The 18,906-nt window shown below is 56.8% G+C and carries 13 protein-coding genes; 2 read left to right on the forward strand and 11 right to left on the reverse strand.

The window, feature by feature from the left end; translation table 11 throughout:
- Positions 1 to 189 precede the first annotated feature (189 nt).
- The 8 genes from secD to QWI16_RS09610 form a co-directional block, all read right to left on the reverse strand.
- Entirely contained in the window at positions 190 to 2,706 is a 2,517-nt protein-coding gene (secD, locus tag QWI16_RS09575) for a protein translocase subunit SecD (protein WP_302712669.1), read from the reverse strand.
- A gap of 68 nt (positions 2,707 to 2,774) precedes the next feature.
- On the reverse strand, positions 2,775 to 3,161 hold the full coding sequence (locus QWI16_RS09580; protein ID WP_302712671.1) for a hypothetical protein: 387 nt from the start codon (positions 3,159 to 3,161) through the stop codon (positions 2,775 to 2,777).
- A gap of 124 nt (positions 3,162 to 3,285) precedes the next feature.
- Positions 3,286 to 4,824, reverse strand: coding sequence for a carboxylesterase/lipase family protein (locus tag QWI16_RS09585; protein WP_368045293.1), 1,539 nt, complete (start codon positions 4,822 to 4,824; stop codon positions 3,286 to 3,288).
- A gap of 182 nt (positions 4,825 to 5,006) precedes the next feature.
- The gene (locus tag QWI16_RS09590; RefSeq protein ID WP_302712673.1) at positions 5,007 to 6,254 is read right to left on the reverse strand and encodes an SGNH/GDSL hydrolase family protein; all 1,248 of its coding nucleotides are present in this window, start codon (positions 6,252 to 6,254) and stop codon (positions 5,007 to 5,009) included.
- Positions 6,255 to 6,287: 33 nt separating this feature from the next.
- On the reverse strand, positions 6,288 to 7,844 hold the full coding sequence (locus QWI16_RS09595; RefSeq protein WP_302712674.1) for a tryptophan halogenase family protein: 1,557 nt from the start codon (positions 7,842 to 7,844) through the stop codon (positions 6,288 to 6,290).
- A complete protein-coding gene (locus tag QWI16_RS09600; RefSeq protein ID WP_302712676.1) occupies positions 7,841 to 9,397 on the reverse strand; it encodes a tryptophan halogenase family protein in 1,557 nt (518 codons plus the stop codon). Before QWI16_RS09600 ends, QWI16_RS09595 begins: the two co-directional genes overlap by 4 nt.
- A 59-nt stretch (positions 9,398 to 9,456) precedes the next feature.
- Positions 9,457 to 12,582: a TonB-dependent receptor gene (locus QWI16_RS09605; protein ID WP_302712678.1), complete on the reverse strand. Its 3,126-nt coding sequence runs from the start codon at positions 12,580 to 12,582 to the stop codon at positions 9,457 to 9,459.
- A 534-nt stretch (positions 12,583 to 13,116) separates the two neighbouring features.
- Positions 13,117 to 14,055 (reverse strand): AraC family transcriptional regulator, encoded by a 939-nt coding sequence (locus QWI16_RS09610; protein ID WP_302712680.1) that lies wholly within the window; start codon positions 14,053 to 14,055, stop codon positions 13,117 to 13,119.
- A 267-nt stretch (positions 14,056 to 14,322) separates the two neighbouring features.
- Here QWI16_RS09610 and QWI16_RS09615 point away from each other — a divergent pair, with 267 nt between their 5' ends.
- Both QWI16_RS09615 and QWI16_RS09620 read left to right on the forward strand, forming a co-directional pair.
- Positions 14,323 to 15,345, forward strand: a complete 1,023-nt coding sequence (locus QWI16_RS09615; protein WP_302712682.1) for an alpha/beta hydrolase — start codon at positions 14,323 to 14,325, stop codon at positions 15,343 to 15,345.
- A gap of 119 nt (positions 15,346 to 15,464) precedes the next feature.
- Positions 15,465 to 17,081 (forward strand): family 43 glycosylhydrolase, encoded by a 1,617-nt coding sequence (locus tag QWI16_RS09620; protein ID WP_302712684.1) that lies wholly within the window; start codon positions 15,465 to 15,467, stop codon positions 17,079 to 17,081.
- 59 nt (positions 17,082 to 17,140) lie between these two features.
- On the opposite strand, the gene QWI16_RS09625 is transcribed toward QWI16_RS09620, so the two are convergent.
- The 3 genes from QWI16_RS09625 to QWI16_RS09635 form a co-directional block, all read right to left on the reverse strand.
- Positions 17,141 to 17,494 (reverse strand): cyclophilin-like fold protein, encoded by a 354-nt coding sequence (locus QWI16_RS09625; RefSeq protein WP_302712686.1) that lies wholly within the window; start codon positions 17,492 to 17,494, stop codon positions 17,141 to 17,143.
- A 66-nt stretch (positions 17,495 to 17,560) separates the two neighbouring features.
- Positions 17,561 to 18,040, reverse strand: a complete 480-nt coding sequence (locus tag QWI16_RS09630) for a (R)-mandelonitrile lyase (RefSeq protein ID WP_302712688.1) — start codon at positions 18,038 to 18,040, stop codon at positions 17,561 to 17,563.
- Positions 18,041 to 18,132: 92 nt separating this feature from the next.
- A complete protein-coding gene (locus tag QWI16_RS09635) occupies positions 18,133 to 18,879 on the reverse strand; it encodes an SDR family oxidoreductase (protein ID WP_302712690.1) in 747 nt (248 codons plus the stop codon).
- Positions 18,880 to 18,906: the final 27 nt, after the last annotated feature.

Here is an 18,906-nt window from a genome sequence, read left to right on the forward strand (position 1 = left end):
GCATTTGCTGAAACGCAGAGAGGAATTTACAACAAAAAGGGAATGCTATCGTAACTTTACAGGGTCGTAACGGGAGACGGAGCGATGCCGGGAGAGCGCAGTTGTACCAGAGGCTGAGCGGTCATCAAGACAAGTGCCCTGCTCTGGCCTGCCGGTGTGTGCACCAACAGGCCAGAGGTTCAGCGCCGGTTAGGGTCGCAGTTCCAGTTGCTGGCGCATCTCTTCGGCGGTGGGCCGCAGTTGCGGTAGCCCTTTGGCTTCCCGGCGGCGGCTCAGGTAGTAGAGGATGGGCGAAGCGATAAAAATGGAGGAGCTGGTGCCAATCACAATACCAAACAGCATGGGCAGCGCAAAGCTGGCTACCGCGCTGCCACCGGCCACGCCCATGGGGATCAGCGCGAGAAAGGTGGTCACCGAGGTGAAAACCGTGCGGGTAATGGTGGCCGAGATGCTTTCGTTCAGCAGCGCCAGCATGGGCTTATCGGGTGTGGCCCGCAGGTTTTCCCGTATCCGGTCAAAGACCACCACTTTGTCGTTGACCGAGTAGCCAATAAGTGCGAGCAGCGCCGCCACCGCCGTGAGGTTAAATTCCACGCCGGCCAGGGCGAAAAAGCCAATGGTTTTGGTTAAGTCCAGCGCAATGGTGAGCGTGGCCGCGGTGGCAAAGTGAGATTCAAAGCGAATCCATAGGTAGGCGAGCATCCCCGTACCGGCGATTAAAATGGCCAGAATCGTGGCCTCGGTAAAGCCGCCGCTGACCTTGGGGCCTACCATGTCCACCTTGGGGAATGAGGCCTCCGGCTCAAGGCTTAGCACCGCTGACTTGAGCTGATCCACCTGCTCTGCCGTTTGCTCGGGATGTTCGGTGTCCACGGGTAAGCGAATCAAATAGCGCCCCTGTTCACCAAACTCCTGTATCGCGGCATCTTGCAAATCGTGGGTGCCGAGGGCTGCGCGCACTTGATCCACATTGGTGTGATCGGCTTGCACCTCGACCACGGTGCCGCCGGTAAAATCCACACCGTAGCGAAGCCCGGGCTCGGCGAACAAGACAACTGCCGCAATGGATAACACCGCCGATGCTACAAGGCCGGCTACTCGCCCGCCCAAAAAATTCACCGAGGTTGAGCTCAGCCGATCAAGCAGCGCAATACCGGAGATGGCCAGGGGTTTTCGCTCGCGCCCTTTGACGGAACACTCCATGAGCAGGCGTGTAACGGCCACGGCGGTAAACAGTGAGGTGAGCAAACCAATGCCAATGGTCACCGCAAAACCGCGCACCGGCCCGCTGCCGAATAGAAACAGCAGGCTAACCGCAATCAGGGTGGTAACGTTGGAATCCACAATCGTGCCGTAGGCCCGATCAAAGCCCTCTTTCAGCGCCTTCCAGGCGGGTTTGCCCCGGCGGCTCTCTTCGCGTATGCGCTCGTTGATGAGTATGTTGGCATCCACGGCCATACCAATGGTGAGAATAATGCCCGCGATGCCCGGCAGCGTGAGTGTTGCGCCGAGCAGGCTGAGAATGCCAAACACCAGGGCGATGTTCACGCTCAAACCGATACAGGCGATCAACCCCCAGAGGCCGTAGATGGCCAGCATAAACCCAATGACCAGAGCCGCGCCCAGCAACCCGGTGCTCAGGCCCATGGCGATGGCGTCGCTGCCGAGGTCGGGCCCGACGGTGCGCTCTTCCATAACGTGCAGCGGAATGGGCAGCGCGCCGGCGCGTAGCAGCAGCGCCAGCTCGCTGGCTTCTTTTACGGTAAAAGAGCCGCTGATTTCCCCGCTGCCGCCGCCGATGACGCTGCGGATTACCGGTGCGGTAATGACTTTGCCGTCCAAAACAATTGCCAGTGGCCGGCCGATGTTGTCGCGGGTCATGTCGGCAAAGCGCCGGGCGCCGTTGTGATCGAGCTTGAAGTTCACCACCGGCTCATTGGTGGCGGAGCTGAGCACCATCTGGGCGTTTTCTATGTGCTTGCCCTCAAGGGCGACGGTTTTTTCCAGCTCGTAGGTCTGTAAGCCGTCGGTGCCTGTGAGGATGACGCTGTCGCCTATGGATGTGTTGGCGTTGGCGGCCCAGTGAAAGGTCATCTTGGCGGTGGTGCCGAGCAGTTGGCGAATGTGCGATGGGTCGGCCACGCCGGGCATTTGTACCAATATGCCGTCATCGCCCTGGCGGCTGATGCTGGGCTCAACCAGGCCGCTTTCATCCAACCTGCGCCTGACCACCTCCAGGCTTCTCTCTACCGCGTCTTTGGCGATGGCCTCTTTGCGCTGGTCACTGAGCGCAATGGTCAGTGTTTGGTCGTGCGTGTCCAGTGTTAACTGGCGGGAGCCGTCGTGCGCGCGCAGCGTTTTGGCAATAGAGACCGCCTGGTCCAGCTCGTGAGGTTTTCTGAGCGCGATGGTGATGCGCTTATCCGAGACGCTGACGTCGGTGTAGCCGATTCGTTGTTCGCGCAGCTGCTGCTTGAGCGAATCGGCGAGGCTTTGATGTTCGGCCTGAAAGAGCTCTTTAAAGTCTGCACTCAGCAATAAATGTGAGCCGCCCTGCAGGTCAAGGCCGAGCGAGACGGTGTTTTGGGTGTACCAGTTCGGCAGCTGAGTTTTCAGCGCTTCTGGCATTAGGTTGGGTAAAGCGCTCAGCAAGCCGAGCGCAATAATCAGGCCATACACGAGGGCCCGAGAACTCAATGTTTTCATGGAGTAACTCTCGTCGCAATAACAATGGTGGTAACCCGTGGTTGCGGGTTACAGCGAAAGCAAAGGAGTTACGCCGCAGGTGGGGCGCGCAAAACGGGCGTGTGGTAGCGAAGGGGTGATCTGGCGTTGAGCCAAAGGTCGTGCTCGGCGCATACCGCGCCGCCTTGAGCGAGAGAGACAGGTTGATACGAATTGACAAGCCAATTGTCCGGCTCGCTGCCCGGCTTTTTCCCGCCAGCGCCCAGGGCCTCGTGGTGATAAACCCTGAGCGAGTCAGAAGAAACGGCGCCAATGAGCTGCTCGCGGTCAACCTCAAGGCCCTGTTGCGTGGCAACGGCGCCGGTTGTTGAGGCGCCGAACACACACAATACGGCCAACACCAACCCAAGCAGTGCAAGATGCATTGCACAGTGGGGCCGGTCTGACGCCGGGTGTTGGGAGAGCTCGTGGTTCATACACTCAGGACTTGGGGAGCGGATCGCTAGTGTGATCCGCTATTGGGAGTGAGTCAATAGTACAAGCTCGTCGGGTTTGATTGCCGTGCCTAGGCTGTTTACCGGCGCTTGAGCTGCAGGCGTTTTAGCGCTCGGGGAAATGCTCGCGCTCAGTGATCTTCTGCTCAAGCAGCTCTAAAGACTCGGGTTTTACAGCGCCCTGCGTAACCGTTTCACCCAGCATCAACCATTGCTTGTCCTTGGCTGTGTATGCCGGCCATGCTGGCAAGCCTTCGCCGTTGGGATTACCGGTTCGGGCGAAGTTGGCCCAGTACTGGCGCAACTGTTGGGTCAAGACTTGGTCTTGTCGGCGCTCGCTCTCGTGCCCGTTAAACAGTAGGTAGGCATCTCGCCCATGAGGCGCGCCTGGGTGGTCGTTATCGGCAAGCGTAATGTAGTACAGCCAAGCGGGCTGTTTCGTCTTTTGCCAGGCTTGGCCCGTTACGTACGCTGACAGCAGGTAGCGCTCATCGCCAAAGGCTCTTTGAAAGCCCCGTACTTCGCTGTGCGCAAAGTCGGTTTGGTAGCGAGCGGTAAGTGAGGAATAATCGCCTTTCCAGTAGCGCTTATACGCCTCGACCGACAGGCCCGAATACGGCATAACGCTCCCTTCAAAGCTGTTGCCACCTGTCATGACAGGTATCCGTGGCGGTTGGCGGCGTAGCAAGCGGTAAGGTTGATCTTGCAAAGTGTTGCCGTCTACCACCGGGCGGTAAAACCCCGTGACGGCATCAATCAATGCGGGCGCCGGCAACGACTGGAGTTCGGCTTGTGTCGGTGGTGTATCAAAAAGCGTTTGAGTCAGAGCTTTTGCAAGTGCTTCGGCCGTTGGCACAGGCGTACCGTTCATATCCATAACGCGTTTGTCGCTTTGCGACTCTGTCGTAGGCAGCGGCCAGCTAAGGTAACCACTCTGGGGTATGGCTTTGTGAAAGAGCCCCTGGGCTTGTTCATTAACCAGCAGTAGATTCACCATCATGCCGCCCGCCGAGACGCCGAAGAGGGTGACATTGTTCGGATTACCGCCGAACGAGGCGATATTGGTGTTGACCCAGCGCAATGCCTGTACCGCATCAAGTAGGCCGAAGTTGGCGATTGGCGTGTCCAGTGCCGGGTGCTGGAGAAACCCCAAAGGCCCTAGCCGGTAATTGAAAGAGACAACGATGACGCCCTGCTCTGCCAAAGCTTGGCCGTTGATTTGACCTGAGCCTGAGGTAAAGCCACCGCCGTGAATCCACACCATGACTGGTAAAGACTCCTGCGGTTTCAACGGTGCCCATATGTTGAGTGTTAAGCAGTCTTCACTCATATTAAGCGCAGGCTGGTTGTCAGAGCGGGGTTGCCAGCAGGCAGGGCCAAAACTTGATGCTTGCCTGACGCCGTTGTGAGCTTGCACAGTTTGAGGTGGTTGCCAGCGGAGGGGGCCCACAGGTGGCTGGGCGTAGGCTATCCCGAGGTAGTGGCCAACCTTTGCGCGTACAACACCCTGAATATTTCCTTGCTCGAGCTGGATGACCGCGGAGGACTTGAGCTGTGGGGTATCTTGAGCTTCAAGCGTGTCAGCCCAAGCACCTTGGCACAATAGAAGGACTAACAGCATTACACCGTGGAATAAAAAACGCATGCGATACACAACAACCCCTTATCTGATCAGTAATGACTGGTCCAACCGCCATTAAGACGGGCACAGGGCGATTGTACGCCAGGCGCTTGTGTTCCTACGAGGCTGGCGTGACTATGTAGTGGTCACAGACGACCACTCGTTGGTGATGGGCGCTTTTGCTAAAGACACCGCAGCGCGTGTCTTTAGCGCTTGAACAGCGACAGCTCTATCGCCTCGGCCATAGCGCGATAGCCGGCTTCGCTTAGGTGCAAGCCATCGCCACTGTCGTACTCGGGTTTGAGGTGGCCGGGCTTTTGTGAGTCTTCAACAGCTTGGTAGAAATCAATCACCGCATCGAACTGGCTGCTGTGGCGAATCCAGTGGTTGACCGTTTCGACCGCGGCCAGGCTGCCGGGGCTTTCGTAGCCAGAGCCTTTTATCGGCGTGAGTGTTGCGCCATAGACCTTGATGCCGGCGGCGTGTGCTCGGTGAATCATGTCCTGATACACCGAGATAATGTTCTCGGCCTTCTCGGTAGTGCCGTGGCCGCCAAGGTCATTAATGCCTTCGAGAATAATCAGCCACTTTACTCCCTGCTGCCCCAAAACATCCCGGCTAAAGCGCTCTAGTCCGGCCGGACCAAGGCAGGGCCGGGTAATGCAGTTGCCGCCAATGCCCTGGTTGAGCACGGCAACCTGACGTGTGGCCGGATTGGCTTGCAGGCGGTTGGCCAGTTCATCGGGCCAGCGGTTTTGCTGGTTGGTGCCCGAGCCGCGTCCGTCGGTGATGGAGTCCCCCATGATCGCAATAGCGGCGGCGCTATGCGGGGCTCTCACCTCAAGCCCGGTCAGCAAGTACCAGTGGTCGGTGGTGACGGCCTGCGGCATGGATAAGGCATTCACCTGATCGCCCGGCAGTATGTAAGAGGTGGTGCGGGAGCCGGGATGGCCCGTAATGCCTTCAGGCACCTGGCCGAAGGCAATGGTGACCGCCAGCTGAGAAAGTGCTTTAACCGAAAAATCCAGAGCGTCACTGTAAACGGCCCTGCCCGGTTCAATGGTCACTGACGGCTCGCCGTTAAACGTCAGCTGCGCGTTGCTGGCGATATCAATGTTGCTGGCGCCTCTGGCGGTTGCAAGGGCGACTCGCTTTAGGGTGACCGGTGATTCACTGAATTCATTGGAAAAGCGCATCCGCAGGGTGTCACCGCCAAGGGAAACGCGAAATACCTGACGAAGCGTGTTGCCCTCCAGCCCGGGTTCGGGCGGATTGTTTCTGGGCTCAGTCAGTTGCGGCGCTGTCGCCCAGGTGCCGACCCATTGGGTGTTCGCCGGGCTATCAGCGGCGTTGATCTGACGCTCTTTTTCATTGGATGAGCAGGCCGCTGTGAGCGACATAAGCACTGCCAGGAGTACAAGAGAATAGCGCAGTGATCCGGCGTTGAGCTTCATGTGTTTACCTTCTTCAATATAGCGTCGCGGGCACTAGGCCGGTGAGGCGCAGTGGCGGCGAATGTAATCTTCATGGCTGGGTAAAGAGGCGGCGGTTTTGGCAATGGAGCTTTTTAGTAAGCGCATGTTTTCAATCAGCGCACTATCAGGGACCCGGTCTACCAGGGCGTCGTAATGATCCGGATAGATGCCCTGCCCCAGCATGACGGCGAGCCAGCTGTGGGGTGTGAACAAATCGTCCGGCGCCGCTATTACCCTGCCGCTGCCGCGAAAAATCTCCAGCTTTGCCGCCAGGGACTCCGGAATATCCATATGGCCCACGTAGCGCCAAAACTCGGTATCGGTGCGCTCGGTGGCACTGTAGTGCAGAACAATAAAGTCTCGCAGCCGCTCGTAGTCTGCTGTCATTATTTGATTGTAGTGCGCAACCTCGGCGCTGTTAAAACCGCGGCCCGGCCAGAGATTCACCAGCCGCTGAATGCCCACTTGCGCCAGATGAATGCTGGTGGATTCTAACGGCTCAATAAACCCGCCCGCCAAACCGATGGCAACGCAGTTTTTCAGCCAAAAATTGCGGCGATGGCCCGTGCGAAAACGCAGCGCCAAAGGCTCCGCCAGCGGTTCGCCCTCGGCGCCGCGCACAAGCTGTTGATGGACCTCGTCTTCATCGGCAAAAGCGCTGGCATACACATAGCCGTTGCCGGTTCGTGTTTGCAGTGGGATTCGCCAGCGCCATCCGCTCGATTCTGCCGTTGCGCGTGTGAAGGGATCGGGCGGAGCGGACCCCGTGGTCGGTAGAGCAAGCGCCCTGTCGCAAGGGAGATAGTGGCTCCAGTCGATAAAGTCGCTGTTCAGCGCCCCTTCTAGCAGCAGCGCTTTAAAACCGCTGCAATCGATAAACAGTTCACCTTCAACCACGCTTTGCTCGCGCAGGGTCACTGAACGAATGTCGCCGCGATCCGGGTGCAGCTGCACACTGTCTACCCGCCCTTCAATGCGCTGCACACCTCTTTGTTCGGCGTAGCGGCGTAGCATCTGGCCGTAGCGCATGGCATCAAAATGATAGGCGTGGCGCATGGTGGACAGTATGGTCTCGTTACCGCCGTGCGGCTGGGAGAATCGGCCAAGGCGCGCCGCCAGCGCACAGAGGCTGTACTCATTGATGGGCGCGGATAATTCGGCGGGGGCTTGACCGCGCTTCACAAGATCGTTTAGCCGCAGCCACAGCTGGTGAAACGGAAATTCAGGTGTGTCCCGGCCATAGAAGCCGAAGGGGTGAAAATATCGCTCGCCGGGTTTTCGCCAGTCGACAAATTCAATGCCGAGTTTAAATGTACCCTGGCATTCGCGCAGAACATCGTTCTCGCTCAAGCCGAGAAACTCATTAAACTCCACTAAAGGGGGAATGCTGGCCTCACCGACGCCGATCACGCCGATCTCATCGGACTCAATCAAGGTGATGCTGGTCTCAGGTGGCGAGATGCGGGCAATGGCTGCCGCGCACATCCAGCCAGAGGTGCCTCCGCCGACAATGACCACCCGGTTAACCGATGTGTCACTGTCAAAACCGGAGCCTACCCCGACGCTCATGAGCGCCCGCCCGAGGTTGGATGAAAGCCTTTGGCGACCACCTCATTGATCAGGTCGCGGTGACTGGGTACGGCGCTCAGGGCGTTATGGCTCTGCTGGCGGATACTATCGAATTCCCTTTTGGCGTCGTCATAAAACCGCAAGGCACCTGCGCGGGCGGAGATGTCGGTTTTAAAGTCCATGCCGTAGAGAATGTACTGCCAGCTGTTTTCATCAAAAATATCGTGGCTGGCATCAATGTCCAAAAACGACGGTGGGCGGTGTCGCCACTGCTCGAGCTTTTCTTTGAGGTAGTCCGAGGCGGTAGACGCTTCTCTATTGTCTCGCCAAAAATCCGTGTCTGTTCGCTGGCTCAAAAAATAGTGGAGCTTGATAAAGTCGATCACATGCTCAAAGCGTTTAGTCATGGCCTGGTTAAATTGTTTGGCCGAGCGCTCGGTATCCCCTGACCAGGGAAATAAGTTGCAGAGCATCAGTGCGGCGACTTCGGCAAAGCTGATGCCGGTGGCCTCCAGTGGCTCGATAAAGCCAACGGAGAGGCCGATGCCCACACAGTTTTTGTGCCACTGAATTTTTCGAAAGCCGGCCTCAAAGGACAGCTGCCGGTGCTGCAGTTCATTGGCCGCTGGGCCGATATAGCGCTTTAAGGTTTCGACTGCTTTTTCGTCGCTGCAATGATCGGAAGAGTACACATAACCCAGGCCGCGACGCTTGTGCAGGCCGATATCCCAGGTCCAGCCGGCCTCTTGCGCCGTGGCATAGGTGCACGAAGGGATCGGTGTGTTAGGCGCGTCATACGGCACTTGCATGGCGACAGCGCGGTCGCAAAACAGCTGGTGCTTGTAGGAGGTAAATTCCGAGCCCAGCGTTTCGCCGATCAGCCTCGCCCGAAAGCCGGTGCAGTCAATGTAAAGATCCGCCGTCAGCTCACCGTGAGCGCGACCGGTAACGCTGGCAATAGCGCCGTGCTCATCGAGTTTGACATCGTCAATGGTGTCAACCAGACGCTTTACGCCCATGTCCATAGCGCGGCGGCGCACCAGCTGGGCAAGTTTGCCCGCATCAAAATGATAAGCGTAGTTAAGCGGTGCGGCGTAATTGGGGTGAGTGATCAGCTTGGGGGCAAGCTTTGCCTCCACTACCCGCTCCTGCACGGTGCAGGCCTCCGCCCAGGGCACATCCCCCGCGACACCCAGTAACCAATAGGGTAAAAGGTCCATGTCCGTGTGTTGGGAGGCGACCTGAAAGGGATGAAAATAGGTGTCACCCGGGTGTTCGGCCGGATTCTTTTTCCAGTGATTGAATCGAATGCCCTGCTTAAAGGTGGCATCCGCTTCGCGAATAAGCTCGCTTTCGTCCAGGCCTATGCGGCCCATGGTTTTGCGAATAATGGGAAAGGTACCCTCGCCTACACCGAGGATACCGATTTCATCAGATTCTACCAGGGTGATAGACACCCCGCCCGGTGTGTCGGCCGCCAGCATCCGCGCCATATAGGCCGCGCTGATCCAGCCTGCGGTTCCACCCCCGACGATCAGGACGCTCTTGCTCATCTTGGCTCCTATTACCAATCTCTCGTCAAGTTTGTACAAGAGCGTCCCTTATGGCTCACCTAAAAGTCAACGCCTAAGTGCAAGCTGATGCGCCGGTCGGTAACGAAAACCGCGCGATCTACAAAGCGTCCGTCGAGGATCTCCATTTCAGTTCGTTGGTCTTCATCGGTGATGTTTTGCACATTCAGCTTGATATTCACCGAGTCGGTCAACTGATAGGAGATGCTACCATCGAGCCGGCCTGACGCCGCCGCATACACCGGCATACCAAACTGCACCTCGTTGCCGCTGAATGGATCGGTGTAGACGTTGGTGGTGCCAGAGTCGTTGGTGGTTGTCAGGTAGCGATCGCGCCAGTTCCAGGATAGACGCGCACTGAACTTGTTCCAGTCGTAGAGCAAGGTTGTTGAGTAAGCCCACTCAGACAACCCGATAACCGGTACATTGAGAGAATCGCCGTTAATGTCCTGGGCAAAGGCCTCTGGTGCATCGTTATCGATGTAAGTCAGGTTTGCATCGATACCAAAGCCGCTCAACCAGCCGGGCAAGGTATCAAAATAAGTGCGCCCACCCAGCTCAAAGCCTTTGATGTAGGTTTTGTCTTCGGCATTGAAGTTGGTGCGGCTGGTGACTGGTCCCTCAAGGAACGAGCTGCTACCGCCACTACCATCGACTACAGCCGATTGTGGCTGATCCTCCTGGGAGAAAAACTCACTCGCCGGTGCCGAGAAGTTGTTAAAAGTAATGTAGTTGTCGATGGTTTTATGGAACAGCGCCATGTACAACGATGAGCCCTTGCGCGGATACCACTCAAACGAAAGGTCGTGGTTCAGTGCAATCTCCGGTTCCAGGAAAGGGTTACCGGTGGTGTTGGTGTAGCCGGAGAAAATCGCCGGTATGGACACATCTTCACCTGGGTAAAGCGCGGTCAGCTCATCGTTAATCGGGTTTTCGGTGGTTTGGACAGCCGCTGTACCCTGCGCCCGAATGTCGGGGTAGCGTGGTGGCGTGAGAGTCCTGGTCAGGGCGTAACGCATTACCCAGCCATCGGCAGGTTCAAACTTGATGTTGAACGATGGCAGGAAGTAATCCTTGGTGAAGCTGCCATAGCGCTCTTTTTCGTAGCCGACGCTCTCCATGGTGAGCGGTGGCTGTGCACCCTCGTTCGCTTCTTGCCAGGCCGCCACATTGGCAAGCCCGCCCATCGCCTCTACGGATGCTTCGGCATCGGCCAGGCTGGCGTAATAGCGCGCGCCGCCGTTGTAGGTAAAGTTGCCCTGGCTTTCAATGTCGTAGTTGACCCAGCGCACACCGATATTACCGCTGAAGTTCAAAAAGCGAGACTCGCTGAAGTTTTCAAAACCCAGCATGGCATAGGCCGATTGGGTCTTGTGGTTGGTCTCGTAGAACGATGGCAGCTGATCGAAGTTGCGATTGCGCAGCACCTCGTCGGTGCTGTAGAGGTAGGTGGTCGCCTCTGGGTCGCTACACTGGTAATGCAGGTTCGGGCCGCAGGCCAGATAGGTGTCGTAGACGCGGTCGAACTGCTCGGACGCGTTGACTTGGCCGGAACCGACCCAAACGCCCCCCAGCGGTGGGACATCGCCTTTAAAGAAATCGGAAAACTCTTCCAGTTCAAAGTCGCCCTCGGGTGCGGTGCTGACAAACGGGCGTGGCACACCGTTCCAGCCGCGACCGGTAGCAGACCACCAGGTGCCGACAAAGTTATCCGACTCTTCGCGGTCTGCCGCACGGGCACCGACGGCCAGCTTTTTGAAAAAGTTACCCGTAAGGTCAAAGTTGGCGTCTAGCTGCACGGCATGGGATTCGCCCTCGTTGGACATATCCAGCCAGTTGATACGGGAGAGGCCGGTATCGGCCGGGTCGGTTGACAGTGGCGTGGCAAAGCTGGCCGAGGGGCGATCGCCCGACATGTCCAGATGCGTTTCCAAAATGGCCGGAATGACAGTGCTCCCCAAACTGTACTTGCCCGAGCGAGACTCGGCCTCAACGTACTGGTAGCTACCGCTGATATCCCAGGTGTCTTGCTGAAATTTAAAGCCGGTACTGTGGTCCGCTGTGCGGCTGAATGAGGGCGTAAAGCTTGAGTTGGGCGATACGTTCAGGCCTGACTCGAGATTTGCGCTTGAGATGGTGCCGCGCACGAACACGCCGTCATCAAACTCGGCACCGTCGAAAACGCCTACGGGAGTCCCCGGCTCCAGCGCCAGAATCTGACTGTTACGGTCGCTCTCGCGCTCAGAAATAAATGTGGTGTGGAAGAGTTCTAAATTCTCGTTCGGAGCCCACTGAATGGCGCCGTAGTAACCGTCACGAACGCGTTCAAATTGATCCTGGGTATAGCGAATGCCGCCCGGCGCGTAGACCCGCTCGCCGTTGTACTCGGTGGCGTAGTAAGGCGGGATGATGATGTTGCTGTCGTGCGATGAAATCTTTGAGTAGGCCACATCGAGCAGAATGCCAATTTCACCGATGTCGGTATCAAAGCGGTTGGAAATCATACCCGAAGCGGCCGGAGTGACGTCTTCAGAGTAGTCGCCGTAGCTTGCAGAGAAGGCTGCGTTCGCCTGAAAACCATCAAAATCAAACGGCATATGCGTCTGCAGGTTTACGGTGCCCGAAACGCCGCCTTCAATCAAATCCGCACGGCTGGCTTTATAGACGGTCACCGCCGACAAAAGCTCAGGACCGACATCCGCCCAGCTCAAGCCCGAGCCGCCGTTGGCGGAGAATACTTCACGGCCGTTAATCAGCGTTTTGGTTTTGTTCAGGCCGCGTACCTGAACGCCTGAGCCTTCAAAGGCAAAGCCGTCGGGCGAGCCTTCACTGCCGGCACGTATGCGGTTCATGGTAACGCCTGGGGTGCGCTCCAGAATTTCCAGCAGCGACGTGCTCGGTACCTTGCCCGCCTCGTCCAACACAATGGAGTCGGCGATGGTGTCCGAGGCGCGCTTAAGCTCCATGGCGCTCTCGAGTGATTGCCGCTGACCGGTGACAACCACCTCTTCCAGGGAAGGATCGCTGCTATCGGATGCATCGGTGCTCTGCGCCAGCGCAGCAGGTGTGCACGCTACGATGGCGGCCGCCAACAGTGAGCGCCGAAAAGCCGGGGTGCGGCTGCTCGCGCTTGAATCATTATGGGTATTTAAGGGGTTTGCTCTCATTATTGTTTCAGTCTGCCGGGCACGGCAGATCCTCCTTATCGATGTTTGCCGCTGGCGCCTGTGGGACACCTATGGAAAGACACCTATGCAGCTCATTATTAGAAAAAACCGGAAAATCTCCCGGCCATTGGTACTGCTACGGGGTGATAGTCACATAGACTATTTGAGGTGTCAACATACTTGTGACCTAGTATACAAGATATAGTTGGTATTATATTACCTTTGTTTTCTGGGGTTTTTTAGGGAGATCATGGCATTTTGGCGCCATTTGGGTGATTTTTAGCAGGCTTCAAAAAATGAAAAAATACGACTGCTTCATAGGCGTCAGAGCGGTCTGTGGAGCGAACTGATTTGCTGAGGGTAAGCGAGTAAGACAGTTTGGGCCCGAAAAGCTCAGCATTGCCCTGTTGGTCAGGGGCCAAGCAGCGTGTGAAGAGCTGCACCCGGCCCTGCCCTAGACCAAGTTTTATAAGAGGTTAAGACGCTCCGGGCCACTTTTGCGCTTAACCTGCGGATCGGTCTGTGGTCGGGTGGCTATCCATTTTGTTGCTGTCGCATCAACAGAATATCTTTTTTGGGTGATGCACCAAACAGGCGACTGTACTCGCGGCTGAACTGTGACGGACTTTCATAGCCAACTTTATAGGCCGCCTGGGCGGCTTCGAGGTTGTGGTTGATCATCAGCCGCTTGGCTTCGTTCAGTCGCAGCCACTTTTGATATTGAAGAGGACTTTTGGCCGTGAGTGTGCGGAAGTAATGATGCAGACTGGAAGTGCTCATTTGCACGTGTGCGGCCAGGTTTTCGACACGCAGTGGCTGATCGTAATGTGCTTTTAGCCAGTCGATGGCACGCCCGATGCGCTGACTCTGGCTGCCCACGGTGACTATTTGCAGTAGGCGCGGGGCAATGTCGCTTTGCAATAAACGAAAATGAATTTCCCGTTCAATAAGCGGGGCGAGCACCTCAATGGACGTGGGTTCATCGAGCAGTGCCATAAGTCGCGCAAAAGCCTGCAAGAATCTGGAGTCGACCGTACCGATAACGGCGCTCTCTTCCCCGCCCCGCTCCCTCGGAGGCTGCTGACGGGTTTGGGCGATAAGCTCTGTAGTGACGCTGAGGTTAAGCTTTAGTACCAGCCCGAGGCAGGGCTGCTCTGGCGATGCCTCGAGAATCTGCGAGCTTGCCGGGTGGTTCAGTGAGGTAATCAGAAAGTGGTTGGCGTTATACGCGTAGACTTTGTCGCCAATCAGGAGCTGCTTGGCGCCCTGGGCTACCAGCACGATGCTTGGCTCTACGAGACAGGCGCAGGGTTCTGAGGGCGCATTGCGACGAAACAGCAACAAGTTCCCGATAGCGGTGCTGCAATCTCCCTCTTGATTGCGTGTTCTGCGCTCTATGGTCTGTGCCAGGGAGGCCTGCAGTGCGCTCAAATCGTTTATCGCGCCGTCTATTGGCGGTTCATTGAAAGACATGCGTCGGCTCCCTTATCAGATAAAGCCACCATAAATCGGCGCCGGCCCGGTGTCGAGAAAAACCCTGAGCTTTTGCAGTTTTAGGCAATAAACCCCCTGGAATAGTCTACCGAAAGCGAGTGTCCCTGCGCCAATATGGCAACTAAGGCCAATGTTTGGCGCCAGCGTCTATGTCATTGGGCCCGCGGAGCACGGGCAGCGGCGCTTGTATTTTCAACTGCTCTGGGGTGAGGCCACTAACTACTGACCGGTTTAGGGAGTGTTTCTATGAAACAACTGCTTTTCAGTGCGATTTTTTTCTTGTCATCAATTCATGCTACGGGAGCCGATATGTCTTTTGGGGCGGATAACTTTTATCAAAGTGAGCAGGTTACGCGAGAGAAAGTAACCTTTATCAACCAGTACAATATGAAGGTGGTGGGCAATGTGTTCAGGCCTAAGGACAGCGAAAGTCGTCGCTATCCGGCCATTGTGGTTGGCCACCCCATGGGCGCGGTCAAGGAGCAAAGCGCTAACCTCTACGCGACCAAAATGGCCGAACGCGGGTATGTCACCCTTGCAATCGACTTGTCTTTTTGGGGGGAGAGCGAGGGGCAGCCGCGCAATGCCGTTTCGCCCGACCTTTATGCCGAGAGCTTTAGTGCCGCTGTCGATTTTCTTGGCACCCGCTCTTTTATTGATCGCGACCGTATCGGTGTGATTGGTATTTGCGGCAGTGGTAGCTTTGCGATCAGTGCGGCCAAAATTGATCCCCGATTAAAGGCCATCGCCACTGTCAGTATGTACGACATGGGGGCGGCTAATCGTCATGCGCTGAACAAGTCGCAAACCCTGGAGCAGCGCAAGCAAGTAATCACACAGGCCGCTGCGCAGCGCTATGTGGAGTTTAACGGTGGCGAAGCGCAATACACCAGCGGTACCGTGCATGAGCTGACCGAGCAAACCCACCCCATTCAGCGCGAGTTTTACGATTTTTACCGCACGCCGCGCGGCGAGTACACGCCCGAGAGTAGCTCACCCGAGTTGACCACTCACCCCCGGCTTTCAAGCAACACCAAGTTTATGAACTTTTATCCGTTCAACGATATCGAGACCATCTCCCCTCGCCCGATGCTGTTTATCAGTGGCGACCAAGCGCACTCAAAAGAGTTCAGCGAAGATGCGTATCGACGGGCCGCTGAGCCTAAGGAGCTTTACTGGGTAGAGGGGGTCGGGCATGTGGATCTGTACGATCGCGCCCAATTGATTCCCTGGGATAAGCTGGACAACTTCTTTGCAAGCCACCTTTAATGTCCTGCCGTCATCGGCCCATAGTGGAATCGATGGCAGCGAAATCCAGGCTGGCTCGGGCTTGCCTCAGGTGATAGTATCTGTTTTTATATATGAAAATAGATGCATAAGAGCCTGACATGATCAATTCTACACGACGTACCCTCTTCAAAGCCGCCCTGGCCGGGGCGGCCACCCCTGCCCTGGCCGGCGCTGCTGGCAGCCAGCCCTGTCCGCCGCCCGCACCCAAGCACGCCAGTGGCGTCGAGGGGCAACGTATTGCCAATTTGGGAAATGGCTTGTTTCTCAACCCCATTGTCTCCGGCGATCACCCAGACCCGACTATTTTAAAAGACGGCGACGACTACTACATGACGTTTTCGTCGTTCAACGCCTACCCGGGCATTGTCATTTGGCACTCCACAGATTTACTGAACTGGACGCCCATTACCGCAGCACTGAGCAAAAACATTGGCACCGTGTGGGCGCTGGATCTGTGTAAGCACGGGGATCGCTACTACGTCTATATTCCGGCCCTGCCACCGGGCAAAGGCTGGGGCACGTATGTGATCTGGGCCGATGATATTCGTGGTCCCTGGAGCGATCCGGTCGATTTGAAGCTCGATGGCTGTATTGATCCCGGTCATGCGGTGGGCGAAGACGGCAAGCGCTATTTGTTTGTGAACGGAATTCGCAAAATGCGATTGACTGACGACGGCCTGGCCACTGACGGCGAGCTGCAGCCGGCTTACTCCCCCTGGCGTTATCCGGATCATTGGATCACTGAAAACTTCGCGCCGGAGGGGCCCAAGCTGCTGCGCCGCGGGGAGTACTTTTATCTGGTAACCGCAGTGGGCGGTACTGCGGGTCCGGTGACCGGGCATATGGTGATTGCCGCGCGCTCGCGCTCAATTCACGGCCCTTGGGAGCACTGCCCGCACAACCCGCTGGTGCGCAGCTTATCGGAGGCCGAGCCCTGGTGGTCTCGGGGTCACGCCACGTTGATTGAAGGACCAAGTGGCGATTGGTGGATGGTGTACCACGGTTATGAAAACGGCTATCGGACCCTCGGGCGCCAGACCTTGCTCGAGCCCATTGAGTGGACGGAAGACGGCTGGTTTAAGGCCCTTGGTGGTGACTTGTCGCAACCATTACCGGCACCGGGACGACCGGCTGTCGAGCAAAAACCGCCAGTGGGTTTTGCACTGTCGGATGATTTTAGCCAAAACAAAATTGGTATTCAGTGGAGTTTCGACAGCCCCAAGGTGTCCGTGGACGAGCGGGTGCGCTATACCGATAACCGCTTGTGGTTAACCGCCGATGGCACCTCGCCGGCGGATACTTCTCCAATGACGTGTTTCCCGGCGGACCGCGCTTACGAGGTGGAGGTCAGCCTGGATCTACAGGGGGCTGGCGAGGCCGGCATTTTACTCTTTTACAACCACAAAGCTTTCGTCGGGCTTGGCTTTACCCCAGAGGCGGTCAAAAATTACCAGTACGCTGAAGAGCACCCCTGGGCGCGTGTTCAGATTCCGTCGCGCTCCGTGCGCGTGCGCTTAATCAACGATAAAAACGTCATTACCTACCAGTACTCCCACGATGACGGTAAAAGCTGGCGTACGCACCCAACGCGTATGGAAGTCTCGGGTATTCATCACAACGTGTTTGGCGGTTTCTTGAGTTTGCGTGTCGGGCTCTACTGCTGCGGTGCAGGCCGCGTAGCTTTGTCTGACTTTACGTATCGCGCGTTTGTGTGAAGGTATCCGGGCAGCCCCTGAAATACATCAAGTGGCTGCCCTTGAGCGGTTTTTGGCGATCACTTGCTGATCATTTTTATCTCGATGATCGCGGAGCCGGCGTTTAGCAGCGGCGCCAGGTCTTGCTCAAAGTGGCCGAGCGGAATCAAGCCACGCGCGTAGCCCGAATTTTGATAAAAAATCGCAAGGTTGCCCCAGGGTGCGTAGTACGCCAGATCCCCTGCCTGGGCGGTCGTACCTGCCGGAGCCTCGGCAAGCGTCAGCGGTTCAGGCAACTTGGCGATTTTTTCCTTGCCGGCAAAATCTTCCAGTGTCAGCGCAATGGGCAAGCGATTGAAAAAATCGCGGGCTGTCGGACTATCGATAAGGGTAATGGTCCATTGGTGGTCGCCGGTCATGACGGATACCTTCATGCCTAATTCCTCTCCGGGTGGCTGATAAGGGGTTACGTCGTCCGTGACAAAACGCCGTAGTCGCTTTCAATGTTGGTATTGTGCGTCCGTAACAGCCTCCTGCCAGTCGACCACCTCGCCTTCTGCGTAAAATTGAATGGCCATATGGGTCATGCCCACAGAGTCGCTGGCACCGTGCCAGTGACGAACCCCCGGTGGCGTCCAGACCAAGTCGCCGGGTTTTATGACTTCAATGTTTCTGCCCTCTTGCTGCACCCAGCCGACGCCCGAGGTAACCACCAAAAATTGTCCGCCCGGGTGCGTGTGCCAGTTGGAGCGCGCGCCTGGCTCAAAGGTGACATAAGCGGCCGAGGCGTTTTTCTGGTGTTCTCCGCCAAACAGTGGATCAATACGGGCGGCGCCGGTGAAGAGCTGTTCCGGGCCGGTCATGGAGGCTTGCTCGCCGTTGCGTTGAATGGTCATTTGTGCAGCCGTTTTTTCCTCGGCCCAGACTCCGGCACTGGTGCTCAGTGCGATTAAAAGCGCTGTAGTGAGTGCTCGTTTCATCGTCGTCTCCTGCGTTGGTCAGGTGGTAGTAAGAGATACCAATACGTGAGTATCAAAAGATAGCGTTACTTATGGCCGGTTGCGACCTTTCGCTAAACCTCTTGCGCTGTAGGGCGAAACAGAATTTCGTTGATGTCCACATCCGCCGGCTGCTCAATGGCAAACGCAACCGCGCGCGCAAAAGAGTCGGCGGGGATAGCGACTTGTTGGTAAAAAGCTTTCATGCCTTCGGCGACCTCGGGGTCTGAAATGGAGTTGTTCAGCTCCGTAGCCACTGCACCGGGGGAAACAATAGTGCTACGGATATTGTAGGGTGTCATTTCCATGCGCAGGCCTTCAGATAGGGCCCGCACCGCATGCTTGGTTGCGCAATAGACGGTGCCGGGCGGCAAGACTTTATGGCCGGCAACAGAAGAGACATTAATGATGTGGCCGGATTTACGTGCTTGCATATGCGGCAGTACAGCGGCGATGCCGTAAAGAACCCCCTTGATATTGACATCAATCTGCCGATCCCACTCGTCCACTTGCCGCTTTTCCAGTGGTGCCTGCGGCATGATGCCCGCATTATTGAGTATCACATCCACTTGGCCGTAGGCGTCGATGGCGGCTTGCACCAGTGCCTCAACCTCTGTGCGATTGGTCACGTCAGTTTTTACTGCCAATGCGCTACCACCGGCTGCATGGAGTTCGCTTGCCAGCGCCTCAATGCGCTCCAGGCGTCTGGCGCCCAAAATCAGCCTTGCACCCAGAGTCGATAAATGACGGGCAGTGGCCTCGCCAAGGCCGCTACTGGCGCCGGTGATGACAACAACCTTACCTTTGATGTTCTGGCCCATGGTTCACTCCTCAGGTTTGACAGACCG

The organism is Gilvimarinus algae, from assembly GCF_030518215.1.
GTDB lineage: Bacteria > Pseudomonadota > Gammaproteobacteria > Pseudomonadales > Cellvibrionaceae > Gilvimarinus > Gilvimarinus algae.